At 43.5% G+C, this 16,236-nt stretch carries 10 protein-coding genes, 1 tRNA gene and 1 pseudogene; 4 read left to right on the forward strand and 8 right to left on the reverse strand.

Going from position 1 to position 16,236, the window contains the following annotated elements:
- Positions 1-90: 90 nt before the first annotated feature.
- Positions 91-2,124: an ATP-binding protein gene (locus ACM0OX_RS32070; protein WP_414519011.1), complete on the reverse strand. Its 2,034-nt coding sequence runs from the start codon at positions 2,122-2,124 to the stop codon at positions 91-93.
- A gap of 94 nt (positions 2,125-2,218) precedes the next feature.
- Between ACM0OX_RS32070 and cobN the strand changes: the two genes are divergently transcribed.
- Positions 2,219-6,280 carry a cobaltochelatase subunit CobN gene (gene cobN / locus ACM0OX_RS32075; protein ID WP_414519012.1) on the forward strand — a complete coding sequence of 1,354 codons (4,062 nt, stop codon included), beginning with the start codon at positions 2,219-2,221 and terminating at the stop codon, positions 6,278-6,280.
- Positions 6,281-6,289: 9 nt separating this feature from the next.
- Positions 6,290-7,420, forward strand: a complete 1,131-nt coding sequence (locus tag ACM0OX_RS32080; protein ID WP_414519013.1) for a peptidoglycan-binding protein — start codon at positions 6,290-6,292, stop codon at positions 7,418-7,420.
- 131 nt (positions 7,421-7,551) lie between these two features.
- On the opposite strand, the gene ACM0OX_RS32085 is transcribed toward ACM0OX_RS32080, so the two are convergent.
- The 4 genes from ACM0OX_RS32085 to lipA all read right to left on the reverse strand — a co-directional run bounded on the left by ACM0OX_RS32085 (position 7,552) and on the right by lipA (position 12,224).
- The gene (locus tag ACM0OX_RS32085) at positions 7,552-8,007 is read right to left on the reverse strand and encodes a Fur family transcriptional regulator (protein ID WP_012407750.1); all 456 of its coding nucleotides are present in this window, start codon (positions 8,005-8,007) and stop codon (positions 7,552-7,554) included.
- Positions 8,008-8,425: 418 nt separating this feature from the next.
- Positions 8,426-9,676 (reverse strand): RNA polymerase sigma factor SigC, encoded by a 1,251-nt coding sequence (sigC, locus tag ACM0OX_RS32090; protein WP_335004233.1) that lies wholly within the window; start codon positions 9,674-9,676, stop codon positions 8,426-8,428.
- Positions 9,677-10,380: 704 nt separating this feature from the next.
- Positions 10,381-11,316: an NAD(P)H-dependent glycerol-3-phosphate dehydrogenase gene (locus tag ACM0OX_RS32095; protein ID WP_414519017.1), complete on the reverse strand. Its 936-nt coding sequence runs from the start codon at positions 11,314-11,316 to the stop codon at positions 10,381-10,383.
- 23 nt (positions 11,317-11,339) lie between these two features.
- Positions 11,340-12,224, reverse strand: coding sequence for a lipoyl synthase (gene lipA / locus ACM0OX_RS32100; RefSeq protein WP_414519014.1), 885 nt, complete (start codon positions 12,222-12,224; stop codon positions 11,340-11,342).
- Positions 12,225-12,360: 136 nt separating this feature from the next.
- Here lipA and ACM0OX_RS32105 point away from each other — a divergent pair.
- Positions 12,361-12,434 (forward strand) — tRNA-Pro (locus ACM0OX_RS32105).
- A gap of 435 nt (positions 12,435-12,869) precedes the next feature.
- The gene (locus ACM0OX_RS32110) at positions 12,870-13,073 is read left to right on the forward strand and encodes a hypothetical protein (protein WP_414519015.1); all 204 of its coding nucleotides are present in this window, start codon (positions 12,870-12,872) and stop codon (positions 13,071-13,073) included.
- A gap of 123 nt (positions 13,074-13,196) precedes the next feature.
- Here the strand turns inward: ACM0OX_RS32110 and ACM0OX_RS32115 are convergent.
- The 3 genes and pseudogenes from ACM0OX_RS32115 to ACM0OX_RS32125 all read right to left on the reverse strand — a co-directional run.
- Positions 13,197-13,337, reverse strand: a pseudogene (locus ACM0OX_RS32115) (transposase); the annotation flags it as partial.
- A 191-nt stretch (positions 13,338-13,528) separates the two neighbouring features.
- Positions 13,529-14,596: an NADPH dehydrogenase NamA gene (gene namA / locus ACM0OX_RS32120; RefSeq protein WP_414519016.1), complete on the reverse strand. Its 1,068-nt coding sequence runs from the start codon at positions 14,594-14,596 to the stop codon at positions 13,529-13,531.
- A 349-nt stretch (positions 14,597-14,945) separates the two neighbouring features.
- A complete protein-coding gene (locus ACM0OX_RS32125) occupies positions 14,946-15,152 on the reverse strand; it encodes a hypothetical protein (protein ID WP_335182131.1) in 207 nt (68 codons plus the stop codon).
- Positions 15,153-16,236: the final 1,084 nt, after the last annotated feature.

Consider the following 16,236-nt stretch of genomic DNA (forward strand, 5'->3'; position numbering starts at 1 on the left):
GGCAAGATGCCCACCCCACAGGAGTTAATTGGATATTTTTTTATTTGGAAGTCCCAAAGACGGCGATTCATCGCGTTTATTGCTTAACTCCTAACTCACCACTCTGACTGCCTGAGTTGGTATCCATACAGTAAAAATAGAGCCTATACTTACAGTTGATTCTACTTCAATTCGACCTCGATGGAGTTCGACGAGTTGTTTAGTTAAAGCCAATCCCAGCCCAGTGCCTTCATAGCGGCGGCGATAGGGTGTATCGAGTTGCTGAAATTTCTCAAATAGTAATGGTAATTGTTCTTCAGGAATACCGATTCCGGTATCTTCTACTTGAAAAATAGCGGTGTCATCTTCCACCCAGAGACGTAAAGTAACGCTGCCACTTTCAGGGGTGAATTTAATCGCATTAGTTAACAGATTCCAGAGAATTTGTTTTACTCGTTCGGCATCAGCGGTAAAACGATCGCGCCTGGGATCGATTTGCAAATCAAGTATAAGATTAATTTGTTCGCTTGTTGCTTTTTTTCGCAGTGACTTCACAGCATTTTCGGCAACATTCACCAAAGAAAATTCCGAAATATTTAAAGCTGTTTTACCAGCCTCGATTTGCGATAAATCGAGAATGTCATTAATCATTTCTAATAAATGTTCTCCACTATCGTGGATTGTTTGCAGATAACCCCGTTGTCGTTGGCTCAATTCACCCAAAGGCCAGCGTAATAACGTCGAAGACATCCCAATCACATAAGTTAAAGGCGTGAGCAATTCATGACTGATAGTAGCGAGAAACTCACTTCTAATCCGGCTAGCAGCTTCGGCAGCGAGGAGAGCATCACGCAGAGCCATTGTGCGTTCAATAACTCGTTGTTCGAGATTTTGTTTTTCTTGGGTGAGGGTTTGCATTAACTCAGCTTGGTGAATTGCGATCGCTAATTGTTCTGCGATCGCAACCAGCAAGTTTTTTTCGCTATCATTCCACTGGTGAGGTTCATTGCACTGATGAGCAATCAGCAATCCCCACAGTTTGTCCTCAAACATTATCGGTGCAGCCAACTTAGCCTTAACTTGGCATTCCCTTAAAAAATTCAACAAACACTCTTCTAGAGCATAAGTTTTTTCGACATCATCCACAGCTAAAGTAAAACCTTGCCGATACTTCTCCCAACATTGAGAAGTTCGGACAAAGCAATTTTTTTCCGTGTAATTCAATACCGATGTAATAGCATCTGTAGCACGAGCTTCATAGACAATATAACCTCCATACTTTTGGCAGTCTCCTAGTAGAGATTGATTATTTGTTGATATAAAAGGCGAGTGTCGATTGTTGTTTTCGTGTATAGAAAAATAGATTTCGGTAGATTCCCTAATCGATAGTTCCATGTCTGTTGCCAGTGCCGTTTCATTGAAGGGAATAGGATCGGACTGGTATGGTTGACTATTTACTTGAGAAGCTGCAAATTTATAAATTACTAATCTGTCTAATTCCAAAAACTCACGCACCTGTGTAATTGCCGTCGCCATAATGACCGACAAATCCAGGCTTTTGCGGATCTGTGTTGTTACCTGATTTAACAACCGTTCTTGGGAAATCTGTTTTTTTAAAGCATCTTCCACCGGCTGACAGATATAAACTGCCGGATCAATTGGGCTTGGAGGTGCTATTATTTCTTGGTTTGGCTGAGTTAGGAGATATTCTAATAACAACAGCGTGAATTGACTTTGGAGCGTGGCGTCATTGGGTTTAATAATTTGCTGATAGCGTTCGAGATTTTGGTGAGTATAAGAATCGCACTCAAACAAGTCTCTCAATTCATAGACAAAAGAAGCGATCGCCTCCAAATTAAACGTCAACTGAGCATTGATTTCTGAGTAAATTCCTTGCCCCTCTGTTTCCCTGCTTCCTTGCTCAAATGTTCCGACTAAAAGGGCGCTAAACTGCTCAGAAACCACTAATGTAAACCTTTGCCTTCGCCACTCCACAGGTATGTAAATCCGCACTAACGCAGCTTCTGTCAGTATCAAAACGGCACTTCCCACCGTTTGAGCCATCTGTTCTAACAACTCCCCAAGCTGATTAAATACAACAATAGGTAAGGTTCGAGAAAAGCTCAAATCAGGAGAACTAAGCATTTTCAATCATTTTGGTAAGAGAGGGCTGAATCCAGGGAAAAAAGTTTGTTTTGATTATGTACTAACCAATAACTTAAAACGGTAACACAGGATTATGCATCGTATAAGTAGCACATCGGGTGGATGGAATCAGTCAGAGGGTTTAATTTTTTTAGAACAAACTCCCGCGCCTTTCGTCTTGATTACGGCTGCTGATACTGACATTCAAACCTTGGCAGCTGCTGTGACAAAATTACCTGCAAACTTTCCTGCATTAAGAGTCGCCAACTTGTTGCAGTTGCAGCAACAATTAAGCATAGATACTTACGGCGAGCAAGTTTTGGAACTTGCCCAAGTAATTATTTTGCGCCTACTAGGAGGACGTTCTTACTGGGGTTATGGATTAGAAGTAGTGCAAGAAATTGTACAACGTAATGGTAGAACCCTCATTGTAATGCCAGGGGATGACGCTTTCGATCCCGATTTAATCTCCCAGTCTACCGTGCCTTTGGGTATTGTTAACCAGGTATGGCAGTATTTTAGCGAAGGCGGCGTGGAAAATTTTGTTAATGCTCTGCAATTTATCTCCGATAGTTGCTTATTAACTGCATATAATCCTCCACCACCTCAGCCGATTCCGCGCGTGGGATTGTATGAGTGGGGAGCAGGGAGTGGGGAGTGGGGAGCAGGGGAGCAGGGGGGCAGGGAGGCAGAGGGGCAGGGGGGCAGGGGAGAGTTAGAACTCCGTTCATCCACCTTTGAACTGGATGAATCCACCTCAGAACTCCGTTCATCCACCTCAGAAGCTCAAGAGTTGCAATGCCCAATCCCCAAAATTGGCATTCTTTTCTACCGCGCTCATTATTTAGCGGGGAATACTAAAGTAATTGATGCTTTATGCGAAGCTTTGGTACAGAAAAATTTACAACCAGTGCCAGTATTTGTTTCTTCATTGCGCGAACCAGATGTGCAAGTTGAGTTGAGTGAATTTTTTCAACCCAAAGAAGCCGAATCAATCGCTGTGCTGCTAAATACTACCAGTTTTTCTCTAGCACGCTTGGAAAGCGAAACACCTCAAACCGAACTTTGGCAAAAATTAGATGTGCCTGTGTTGCAGGTAATCCTCAGTGGCGGATCGATTGAACAGTGGGAGTCACAGTTTCAAGGACTTTCTCCCCGCGATATTGGGATGAATGTGGCGCTACCAGAAGTAGATGGGCGAATTATTACTCGTGCTGTGTCTTTTAAAGCATTGCAAACTCGTAATCCCCATCTAGAGACAGATGTGGTAATTTATGAACCAGTGAGCGATCGCATCGAGTTTGTTGCTAAACTAGCAGCAAATTGGGCGCGTCTCCGTTCCAAACCCCCCCAAGAACGGCGAATTGCGCTGATTCTGGCAAACTACCCCAACCGCAATGGCCGCCTCGCCAATGGTGTGGGACTCGACACCCCCGCTAGTTGTGTAGAAATCCTGCAAGCTTTACGTCAAGCTGGGTATGAAGTAGAAAATCCACCTGCTCAAGGAGACGAGTTGATTCAACGGCTGACAGATGGTGTAACCAACGATCCAGAAGGTAGAGAATCGCTTCCGGTACACCAAAGTGTTTCTTGGGAAGAATATCAAGCATATTTCGCTTCATTACCGCCAGCAGTGCAGCAAGGTATTACTGAAAGGTGGGGAAATTTAGAGCAGGGAAGCAATCAAGAATTATTCCCCCCTGCCCCCCTGCCCCCCTGCCCCTCCGCCTCTTTCCCCGTTCCCGGAATTCAACTCGGCAACATCTTCGTGGGAATTCAGCCAGCAAGAGGTTATGATAATGACCCCAGTTTGAATTATCATGCGCCGGATTTAGAACCAACCCATGATTATTTAGCTTTCTACTATTGGGTAAGAGAATGTTTTGGTGCTGATGCTGTAGTTCATGTAGGGAAACACGGAAATCTAGAATGGCTACCCGGTAAAAGTGTGGCTTTATCGAGTAATTGTTATCCAGAAGTTGCTTTCGGCGCACTTCCCCACCTGTACCCGTTTATTGTCAACGATCCTGGTGAAGGTTCCCAAGCCAAACGTCGCGCTCAAGCGGTGATTATAGATCACCTCACGCCGCCAATGACTCGCGCGGAACTCTACGGTTCGTTGCAACAGTTAGAAAATTTAATTGATGAGTATTATGAAGCCGACAGTTTAGATCCTTCGCGTTTGCCAGTGATTCGCGATCGCATCCACGAACTGGTAATCAAAGAAAATCTCCATCTAGATTTAGGAATCCAAAATGAAACAGAAATTTTTAAGTCTGAATCTTTAATTTTGAATTCCATCGGTGGTTATCTTTGTGAATTGAAAGAAGCCCAAATCCGCGACGGGTTGCATATTTTTGGGCAATGTCCCCAAGGAAGGCAATTGAGGGATTTAATAGTAGCGATCGCTCGCATCCCCAATCGCCATTCTCCAGGTATTACCCGTGCGATCGCTCAAGATTGGGGACTAGACTTCGACCCCCTCACAGCCGATTTGTCAATGCCTAGCAGTGAATACTCAATAGTCAATGGCACAAAATGCCGTACCCTCGGTGATATCGTCGAAGTCCTAGAAGAACACGCCGCCCTTCTAGTAGAACAACTAATAAATCAAACCTCTTGTACAGACGCGATTCATCGCGTCTCCTCCCCCAGCACAGACGCGATGAATCGTGTCTCTACCTGGATACGCGATCGCCTCCTTCCCGCCTTACAAAAAACCGATCGAGAAATCACCCATTTATTACACGGACTCGATGGCGGATATGTCCCCAGCGCTCCATCTGGCGCACCTACACGCGGCCGCCCAGAAGTTCTACCAACAGGGAGAAACTTTTATTCCGTCGATATTCGCGCCATTCCCACCGAAACAGCTTGGGATATCGGCAGAAAAGCCGCTGAAACCCTCGTTGAATATTACACGCAAGAACATGGCGAATATCCCAAAACACTAGGCTTATCAATGTGGGGAACAGCCACCATGAGAACAGGCGGTGATGATATTGCCGAAGCCTTGGCTTTACTCGGAGTCCAACCTGTATGGGATGGTGCAGCACGGCGAGTAGTAGATTTTGAAATTTTGCCCCTAGCGATTTTGGGGCGTCCCCGTGTAGATGTCACCTTGCGAATTTCGGGATTCTTCCGCGATGCTTTTCCCAACTTAATTGACTTATTCGATCGAGCAGTATCAGCAGTAGCAGACTTAAATGAACCGTCAGAACAAAATCCCCTAGCGGATGCAGTTCGCCAAGAAACGGATTTGTGGACAAGCCAAGGATTAACTTTAGAAGAAGCCGTGGTGCGATCGCGCTATCGCATCTTTGGTTCTCGCCCAGGTGCTTACGGCGCAGGACTCCAAGGTTTAATCGAATCACAAAACTGGACAGATGACGAAGATTTAGCCCGCGCCTACATTAACTGGAGTTCTTACGCCTATTCTTCGGAAAACTTGGCAGGGGAGCAGGGGAGCAGGGGAGCAGAGGAGCAGGGGAGCAGAGGAGCAGAAATTCTTCCTAACTCCCAATCTCCAATCCCCACTCCTAACTCCTCACTCCTAACTCCTAACTCCCCACTCCCCTCTCCCGAAGCTTTCGAGCAACGCTTGTCTCAAATGCAAATTGTCCTGCACAATCAAGACAACCGCGAACACGATCTACTCGATTCTGATGATTATTACCAATTTCAGGGTGGCTTAACAGCAGCGGTGCGTTCTCTACAGGGAAAAAATCCCCAAACCTATTTTGGAGATAATTCTATACCCGCCCAACCACGCGTTCGTCAACTGAAAGAAGAAATTGCCCGAGTGTATCGTTCTCGCGTAGTTAATCCCAAATGGATTGCAGGAGTAATGCGCCACGGATACAAGGGAGCCTTTGAAATGGCGGCGACGGTAGATTATCTCTTCGCCTACGATGCAACCGCAAAATGTGTTGAAGATTACATGTATCAAGGCATAGTAGATGCTTATTTACTCGATCCAGTTGTTGTAGAATTTATTCAGCAAAAGAACCCTTACGCACTGCGTGATATTGCTGAAAAATTATTAGAAGCACACAAGCGCAATTTGTGGGAGGATGTAAATATAGGAACATTAGAAGCTTTGAGGAACCTAGTACATCAAGCTGAAGCAGTTATCGAAGAAAAATCAATGGTGTAGGAAACAAATATGGAAAATCTTGCGTATTTGCACCTAGCTTTCGCCTACGAAGAGAGCACACCCAGTGAATTGGTCTCCCTCAGTTCTTTGTTTAAGGACGCAGCTGCACCAGACTGGAAAAGGCTTTCGGGTAGGGCTTGGAAGTATATGTTGCCCCTTGCTCTGTCTTTATCTATTCTTGGCGCTGTTAGCAGCGTCATGGCACTAGAAAAAGGCGATCGAGGCCCTTCTGTCAGAAATCTACAACAAAATTTGAAAACAGCAGGTTTTTACCAATCTTCTGTTACCCAAGTATATGACGCACCCACACAAGAAGCTGTACGGCGCTTCCAAAAGGCCGCTGGTTTACCTGTGGACGGCATTGTTGGAGCAAGCACCCTGCAAAAATTAGAAAGTTGGCAGGCCAAAAAGGCCACAACTAGGACTACACAAGCTCAAAGAACCGCTGCTGTAGGCGCACAAGCCAAAAAATCCAGCACTGATAGTTCAGCTTCCAGCAAACGCCGCAATCCTAATTACCTTGCTAAAGGGGATGAAGGTGAAGATGTCAGGGCTTTGCAAGAACGGTTAAGGGTCGCAGGCTTTTATTACGGAAACGCCACAGGCATATTTGGCCCAATTACCGAAGAAGCTGTCAAGCGGTTCCAAGATTCTTACAAATTAAGCGTTGATGGAATTGCAGGCCCAGCAACATTGGGTAAATTGCCGGGAGTTGGCATCGGCGATGGAGAAGAGGCTCCCAAAAAGGTAGTCAATCGAGACAAACTTCGTGTAGGCGATCGCGGTGAGCCAGTTAGAATTGTTCAAGAACAATTGATCCAGGCAGGATATTTAGAGGGAGAGCCAAATGGCTACTATGGCCCCTATACTGCCGATGCTGTACGCCGATTTCAGGCAGCTAACTTCTTGAAAGCAAGTGGTGTTGCTGGCCCAACTACGCGAGCTAAGTTATACAGCTCAGTTAATACTGCTAGCAAAAGCGAATTTAATACTTTAGAAATTCAAACCCGACTACGGGAGCGGGGTTTTTATAAAGGCAAGCTCAATGGTGTGATGGCTGATGACACCAAAAAAGCGATTAAACAAGCCCAAGAATTCTACGGCATTAGCCTCAAGGATCTTAAGAGCGGACGCTTTTAACATCCGCTTTGGTGTCGTTATTATCAGTTCCCAACTGGTTGCTTGCCTCCAGTAACAGCAAATTACGAACTGCTCAGATTCCATTTATTTGGTTAATTTGAGTAGTTTCGTCTTATTTATCTACCCAAGTGCTAAAGCGGCATCAGCGCCCGTTGGCACTTGGGGCACACTGCATGAATGGTCATTTGACAATCTAACAGGTGAAAACCTTCTTTTTGAGCGGTTTTTGACCCAATTTTTAAAATTGAATCATTTTTAAACTCAATAGTTGAGTTGCATCGAACACAAATTAAGTGATGGTGGTGATGGGGATAGGGCTGGTTGATCTCATAATGCTTATGTCCCTCGCCCAATTCTAGTTCCCGTAAGATTCCCATCCTTGCCATCAACTTCAAAGTCCGATAAATAGTTGACAGACTGATCCCTTCACCATCAGTTTCGAGCCGATGATAAAGATCCTCCGCACTCAGGTGTTCACCTTGCGGAAGTTCTTGAAAAATGTGTAAAATTGTTTCGCGCTGGGGAGTTAAACGCCAGCCTCGTTCGTTCAGTTCTGCCTTGAGTGAAGTAGTTGTGTAGACAGTCATACTAATAGTTCTCAACAAAGCTTGTTAGTTGAGAATATAACAAATCTTGGGAGCAATTTGCAACAATCATTGCCTATTGAGAATTCTTACTAAATATTTAAGAACAATTCATCAAATCTTGAGCAAAATTCAAGTAATAAGCTGTAGTGCATTTAATTTGCATACAGCTAATAGTCAGGATACTTGTAACGATTGCATCCCTTGACGTTGAATTTTGCATAAGTTAAATTTGAATTCTAAGTTGCTCCCCACCTTCAAGATATCTGAGCAAAGATGGGGGAAAACTTTTATACAGTTTAATGCTAATTATTTGCTGTAAGCCTATAAAAGGCTTTTAACTTAGGGATCAAATCAGCTCTTTGTCCCTAGTCATTTGTCAAGTGTAGTTTTCTAATGACAAATGACTAATGACAAATGACTAACTCAGAGACTCCAAATAGTCGCGGATGAGGTTGCGGCGCTTGGGTTGACGTAGCTTTTGCAAAGCCTTAGATTCAATTTGGCGGACTCGTTCGCGCGACAAGTCAAGAGCGCGGCCAATTTCTGCTAAAGAATAAGGATGACCATCTGCCAAACCAAACCGCATCAAAATTACATCGCGCTCCCGGCTAGTCAAATCTGACAGAAGATGATGCAAATCTCTTTGTAAAGATTCTCGCATTAACATCTCTTCTGGAGTTACACTGTCAGTTTCGAGTAATTCGCCTAACTCAGTGTCTTTATCCTTACCTACTTTGGTTTCCAAAGAAACGGAGCGAGGAACCCGCAACAAAACTTCTCGTACTTGGGTCGGCGTCATCTCTAACTCAGTTGCTAAATCTTCTAGAGTTGGGGTACGACCTTTTTCTTGAGCAATTTTGCGTTGAGCCTTTTTGATTTTGTTTAACTTTTCGGTGATGTGAACCGGTAGGCGAATCGTGCGACTAGAAGTAGCGATCGCCCGTGTAATACCCTGACGAATCCACCAGTAAGCATAGGTACTGAAGCGATAACCCTTAGTGGGGTCAAATTTTTCTACAGCCCGCTCCAAACCTAATGTACCTTCTTGGACTAAATCTAACAATTCCAAACCACGATTTTGATACTTCTTAGCAACAGACACAACCAAGCGAAGATTCGCCTTAATCATGTGTTCTTTTGCTTGGAGTCCTTGGGACTGAACTTGCTCCAACTCTTCTACAGTCAACTTGGCGATTTCAGCCCAACGACGTTTGCCATTTGCCAAAGTTGGCCTAAGATCGGATAAAATTATGTCAGCAGTGGCAGCCCATCTTTCCAAAGACGGGCGATGTCCTAGTTCTGAGGTTAGACGTTCTTGAACTTCAACTAACCGAAGATAAGGCGTAATCACTTCATCCCCTTCTTTGGCGGCCTTAGCAAGTACTATCCGCATCCGCAAGTAGCGTTGGACTTTTTGAGCTTCTGAAACCTCTTCATCGCGCCCCAACAAGCGAACCCGACCAATTTCTTGAAGATATAGACGTACTAGGTCTGTACTCCGACGGTTGGTGCTAGCAGCAAAGTTAGCATTGTCAACAGAAGCCATTTCTAGCTCCTGTAAATCATCTACCGATAACTCACTGTCATCAACCGTGAGATCCGAGTCCAAAGCCTGGCTAGACTTTTTGGTGTTGTAGGGGGCGTCTGCATAAAAAGATGTTGCTGGCATAAAGATCGTCTCAATGGCTCCAGGTAACAATAGATTTCGGTCAGCTTAGATTACGGTCAGCTATTCAACTGTTGCTATTGTTCCCGCGATTAACGATGAACTAACATGGTTGAACGTTCCATTACAATTTTTTTAGAAATTAACTGTAAGGGTTTTATTAGATACAGGATTACTGAACTTAATCGGCTGCTAAACTTTTGATTAAACCAATAGCTATTTAAATCCACAGCTAGGTTTGCAATATTTCAACTACTTAGTTAATATTTCAACCTTGATGGTTTTTGGATAGTAACTTTTGTAACACAGTATAAACATCCTTCAGTGAATGTCATCTTTATAATTGGCATAGTCACATTTACATGGGTGCAAAAGTAATATCCTGACGATTTAGCAATTTTTTCTCAGGATTATTCAGGTATAAGTAGAACTAATAGATATCGAGGAAGTGATTAGCATTAACGGCGAAAATTCTCTCGACACGGAGATAAAAGATGCGGATAAGTTATCAAACATCCTCTCCGTGTTCCTGCGTCGTCTTGTATGTCAGTCTTAAAGTGCCAATTTCAACTTGATGGACTACTAACTAGTAGTCCATCAAGCTAAGGAAAGCTTGGTATGTAGTAAGCACTTCAGTGCTTAATATAAGGACTAAAGTCCTTACTACGAACTTATTTAGGCAGCAAGCTGATTTGACAGACTACTAACTAGTAGTTGTACTCTGGCTTGATATCTCGCAACATCAGTTCATCAAGTGCTTGTCCAGGTGTGATTTCGCCTTGAAGTAACCGATAAACTTGCTCGGTAATTGGGACTGCAATGTTTTCTTGCTTGGCTCGTTGCATTAAAACTCGGCAAGTGTTTACTCCTTCAGCAGTTCCTTGTAAATTTGCGAGAGTTTCTGTAAGTGACTTACCACCAGCTAGCTGATAGCCGACTTGGTAATTGCGACTTAAGGGACTGTTGCACGTTGCTAACAAGTCTCCTAGACCCGATAAACCATAAAATGTTTCCGTCTTAGCGCCCCAGTTGTTGCCGATGCGAACCATTTCTGTAAGTCCACGGGTAACTAAAGCAGCTTTGGCATTAGTTCCCAGTTGTAAACCATCGCACACACCAGATGCGATCGCAATCACATTTTTTAGCGTTCCCCCTAGTTCCACCCCCAAGGGGTCGGGATTGGTATATACCCGGAAACGATGAGAAGAAAATACTAACTGTACTACTTCCGCAGCCGTGGGAATATTACTCGCTACCACTGTGGCTGCTGGTAATTCCATTTGAATTTCTTTTGATAAATTAGGCCCAGATAAAACAACCACTGCATGGTTAGGGAATATTTGTTGCCAAATTTGTGAAGGCGTACAGGTGGTTTGAGGATCTAAGCCTTTCGTCGCCGTCACAAAAATTGTCTCTGGAGAAAGGGGGAAAGACTGGATTTGGGAAGCAACATCTCTCACACCAATCATTGAGATAGCGGACAGGACTATTTGGACATCTTTTAAAACTACTTGAAGACTTTGGGAACCTTGACGCGACCACACGCGCACCTGATGACCATTCGCTGTGGCGAGATTTGCTAGAGATGCACCCCAAGCACCTGCACCAAGAATTGCAACAGAAAGTTTTGTGTTGGAGTACATCTGCTCACTCATAACTCCTATTCCTAACTCCTAACTTTTGAGCGTGGATAACGTTTCATCAATTCCCTGACTTGCTCCGCATGATAGGAACTTCTTGTCAATGGTGAAGAAACAACTTGTAAAAATCCGATTTCCTCGCCGAATGCCTTCCAGTCAGCAAATTGTTCTGGATTGACAAATTCGTTTACCTGCAAATGTTTTTGACTGGGTTGGAGATATTGCCCAATGGTCAAAATGTCGCAATCGACAGTTCGCAAGTCTTGCATAACTTGGCGAATTTCGGCATCAGTTTCACCGAGTCCAACCATGATGCCGGATTTGGTGTATGTGCTAGGAGAAAGTTGGCGGGTTCGCTGCAATAATTCTAATGTGCGATCGTAGTTTCCTTGGGGACGCACCCGGCGATATAGGCGTGGAACAGTTTCGGTATTGTGGTTTAATACCTCTGGCGCAGCTTGTAGAATTAACTCCAGAGCATTCCAATTACCGCATAAGTCAGGAATTAGCACTTCAATTGTGGTGTTGGGTGAAACAGAGTTAACTGCATCAATACACGCCATAAACTGAGAAGCACCACCATCAAGCAAGTCATCTCGGTTTACAGAAGTGATGACTACATGATTAAGATTCAGGCGGCGAACAGCTTCCGCTAGTCGTGTCGGTTCCGTGGGATCTAGTGGTTTGGGTTTTTTCTCAAAATCAATATCGCAGTAAGGACAAGCGCGTGTACAAGCCGGGCCCATAATCAAAAACGTAGCAGTCCCAGCGTTGAAGCATTCACCAATATTCGGACAGGACGCTTCCTCGCAAACTGTATTGAGGGCTAAATCCCGCAAAATTTCTTTAACGTTACCGATGCGTTCGCGCTGAGGTGCTTTCACCCGCAACCAGTCTGGTTTTACAGTCACAATCCGCTTTTACCACTAGAGTTATACAAATTTAATCCTAGCAAGCAAAGTCTTTGATGAAGCGATCGTATATAGATGTAATTCTGCTATTTGGTACAGGTTGTGATATTCTTGATTTACAATGCCATTTTTATGGCGGGATGTGGCGCAGCTTGGTAGCGCACTTCGTTCGGGACGAAGGGGCCGCTGGTTCGAATCCAGTCATCCCGATTGTACTGTAGAGCGACAAATTATTTGTCCGTTTTTTTAATTCATTATGCTTATGTGACTGGCATATCCACGCTTGGCTTAGATGAAAGTTAAAAGTAGGAATTGTCTACACTTCTTCTGACGCTTTGCCATTCCTGTACAAAGTATAAAAAATGTGAGCATTCCTCATACCTCCATTGATTAGGGGGAACACTATCCGCAGTTAGCAAATTTTACAATAGGCGTAATTAGTGATGGTATTCAGAAAAAATGTACTTATGTAAAGTGAATACCTTGCTAATGCAATCAATGTTATTTTTACTACATTCCAGTATTTGCAGGAATAAAAATAGCAAGCCGCCCTTAGGCTTCAACACCACCATCTGCTCCAAGACATTTAGAGGTCAATAAATCTTTTGACGCTTCACCATTTTTGCAAAAGGCAGGGAACAATGAGTGCATTCGCCTAGCTCCCAATCCTTGCTGATTGGGAATGGTGTCTCACAGTTAGTACATTTTGTTAATAAACCCAACTGGTGGCGATCGCACTTCATTTTGCGATCGCGCCATAAATTACCAAATCTTCTTCAAATGTTGTTTACGGTTAGGGACAAGCAGCTTGTATCTCTCCTGCTCTTGAGTGTCAACTTGACCAGATAGTTCTGGTTGCAATTCTGTTGTCTGAAGCTGTATTTCTTCCCTTGAACCTCTCTCTGGCAAGAGTTCCAGTTTTTCATCTCTCTTTGAAGAAACATTAGCTCTACTTTTCCTCAGAGTAAAAAATTATGCGAGTCGCCCGATCGTGATACGAATCATTGCTATGTAGATAAAAATATCGGAAGTTTGAGGTAGTCTCTCATAATTCTTACTCAAGCGTCGACACCAATTAAGCCAGCCAAAAGTTCTTTCTACAACCCAACGCTTCGTAAAAGTTTGCGTCCATGTATGTTTTTGCCTGCGTCATAACCTACATCTTGGTATATCATTGTTGCTGTTTCCACAGATTAGCTATCAACTGCTGCGTATCTGTTGGGCTTGGTTCACGTCCTGCTGCTACACGAGTCTACTAATATAATTTGTCGTGAATCTTCAACCAAGTCCCATCTTGACTCCATTTACAGCCAAGCGCGATCGTATTGAACAGGCCAGAGTTTATCGTGTCCAAGCTGTTTGGCTGCCAAATGTGGCCAGTAAGGATTGCGGAGTAGTTCACGTCCTAACAGAACTATATCAGCGACTTCTGTACGAATAATCTCGTCAGCTTGTTCAGGGGATGTAATTAAGCCCACGGCTCCCGTATGAATATTAGCTTCGCGGCGGATGCGTTCGGCAAACTGAGTCTGATAACCAGGTTTAATTGGGATATGAACGCCCGGTATGATACCGCCTGATGAAGTATCGATCAGATCCACTCCTAAAGACTTGAGTTTGTCGCTTAAAGCAATACTTTGCTCAATGTCCCAGCCATTGTCTGCCCAATCGGTGGCGGAGATGCGTACCCAAAGTGGATGTGTCTGAGGCCAAACCTCTCGGACTGCTTGAACTACCTCTCTGAGCAGACGAGTCCGGTTTTCAAAGCTGCCACCATAATCATCTTGACGGTGGTTAGAAAGGGGTGAGAGAAATTGGTGCAGTAGATAACCGTGGGCAGCATGGATTTCTACTACCTTGAAACCAGCTTGGAAAGAACGTTTGGCAGCTTGAACAAAGGCGTCAATAATTTCTTGAATTCCCTCAAGATTTAGGGCTTTTGGAACTGGGCTATCTTTGCTAAAAGCGATCGCACTACTCGAAACTAAGGGCCGCCAACCTTCCTGGGATTCATCTAGTGCTTTCCCTCCTTTACTCGGTTTGGCAGTGCTGGCTTTTCTACCTGCATGAGCAAGTTGAATACCTGCAACAGCGCCAAAGTTATGAATTAATGCCACAGTCTTGGCTAAAGTTTCGATATGTGAATCTGACCAAATTCCCAAATCTTGCGGGCTAATGCGTCCACGCGGCTCTACAGCTGCCGCCTCTGTGAACACTATACCTGCACCGCCAACTGCGCGAGAAGCTAGATGAATAACGTGCCAATCATTAGCATATCCATTTGTACTGGAATATTGACACATCGGTGAAACGGCGATGCGGTTGCGAAAAACAACTTCACGAATCTTGAATGGTTCAAATAGATGTGCCATTAATCTTAATTCCTTTTCTTGCTACGTAAAATAAATTGGGGAGGGATTTGCAGCATGAATTCGATTTCGCATTATTTTGCATTAATTAAATAGAGAAGTCAAAATTCAGAATGCAATCAGTGGGGAATTTAGACCCACCACTTATAGTCTCCCAGCAAATTCTGAATTTGGTGGGAGACTTAAACCCTTATTCTCAGAGCCAAATTTACCGCCGTAGGTATGGCAGTAGTTCTTGCGTAGGGCAGTATTCCTCCAGCCGATGCTCTCTAGGAGACGCTGCGCGTAGCTTGCTTCTCTGTAAGAGTACGCGGACTCGCTATTCTGCCTTACGCAAGAACTACCTCTTTTGTTAAATGTTTGTTGAATGACTAGAGTCATCATAGAGATTTGGATAAATAGGCCGATCGTCAGGCTTTTGAGACTGCAATTCCCAGATATCGCGTTTTCCTAGTTCTTGATCCACTAATAACTGTAGATGATCTGGTAATTTAGTCGTTTGCCAAATTGACCAAATTTCTTCACCAAATAATTCTTTTTCAATTTTTCCAGAAAACATGATTTGACCTCCATGAATGTTCAATTTTAAGTTTAGTAACTCCTCATTTAGGAAAGACGAAGTAACAAAATTGTCATTCTTCATTCTTTCGCTATCTTTAAAATACAGGTACTATTCGCCTTTAATACTGCTTGTTAAGAAAATCTCTAAATTCAGTTGCGAAGTCGAACTATTGCCTGACTCAGATTGATATGTACTCACGATTACATCTCCTAAAAAGTTTACTTGGGACTAAATTTTGAGTTTATTGGCTAACCCACCTAATTTTTTGACAAAATACGATAAGTTTATCGAGTTACAGTACTATATAGTTATGAGATTTACATAGATTGTGCTAAAAAACAAGAGGCTATTAAAATTTATTGATATTACTCTTGAATAAAATGCAGCCTGTGGCGAAAACTTTCTTAAAAAAGTAAAGGACAAGTATAGTTCTTATCCTCAATGGTTAAAATAATATATTCTGCATCGAATAAGAGTTAAATGAGACAGGGCAAGACTTTTAGCTTAACAAGTTTGCTATGCATATTATAGTTAATAGGACTTACGCACGGGTAACGGAAAACGAACCACAGAGGGCGCAGAGTTCACGGAGGAATGAGAGTTTGAGAGGGTTTTTGCGTAAGTCCTAGTTAATATAGGACTCGTATTTGATTTTTGAAAAAAACTCAGTACACTTTTATTCCTTCTTGCCTGTTCCCCGTTCCCTGTTCCCTCCCTACGCAAATAATTTCAGGAATCAAAGCGGATTCCTATATATAAAGTACGTATTAGACTTTAGATAAAAAACTAACTTGTTCGCGTAGAGTTTACGCGAACAAAACTAATAATTAATCTTGCTTATAGTTCAATACGCTTGGTTTAAGGGTTATTGGTGTAGATAATTGGTCTTTTCAGACGCGATAAATCGCGTCTCTACATCTGGGTTTTGGGTTTATCTGAACTGTATTGGCTGACATTTTTCTGCAAAAAAGAATTGAGCAACGAGATTAGACCTCTTGCATAAATCAAAAATAAGAAAGAACCCCACCCCGCCAAAGCTACGCTTTGTCTCCCCTCCCCGCAAGCGGCTACGGTGTACACA

Origin of the sequence: Nostoc sp. PCC 9305, assembly GCF_963920915.1 — a bacterium.
Taxonomy (GTDB): domain Bacteria; phylum Cyanobacteriota; class Cyanobacteriia; order Cyanobacteriales; family Nostocaceae; genus Nostoc.

Excerpts from the sequence above, each read along its gene's own strand:
- ACM0OX_RS32070 (WP_414519011.1), bottom strand. The coding sequence starts at position 2,124 with ATGCTTAGTTCTCCTGATTTGAGCTTTTCTCGAACCTTACCTATTGTT.
- cobN (WP_414519012.1), top strand. The coding sequence starts at position 2,219 with ATGCATCGTATAAGTAGCACATCGGGTGGATGGAATCAGTCAGAGGGT.
- ACM0OX_RS32080 (WP_414519013.1), top strand. The coding sequence starts at position 6,290 with ATGGAAAATCTTGCGTATTTGCACCTAGCTTTCGCCTACGAAGAGAGC.
- ACM0OX_RS32085 (WP_012407750.1), bottom strand. The coding sequence starts at position 8,007 with ATGACTGTCTACACAACTACTTCACTCAAGGCAGAACTGAACGAACGA.
- sigC (WP_335004233.1), bottom strand. The coding sequence starts at position 9,676 with ATGCCAGCAACATCTTTTTATGCAGACGCCCCCTACAACACCAAAAAG.
- ACM0OX_RS32095 (WP_414519017.1), bottom strand. The coding sequence starts at position 11,316 with ATGTACTCCAACACAAAACTTTCTGTTGCAATTCTTGGTGCAGGTGCT.
- namA (WP_414519016.1), bottom strand. The coding sequence starts at position 14,596 with ATGGCACATCTATTTGAACCATTCAAGATTCGTGAAGTTGTTTTTCGC.
- ACM0OX_RS32125 (WP_335182131.1), bottom strand. The coding sequence starts at position 15,152 with ATGTTTTCTGGAAAAATTGAAAAAGAATTATTTGGTGAAGAAATTTGG.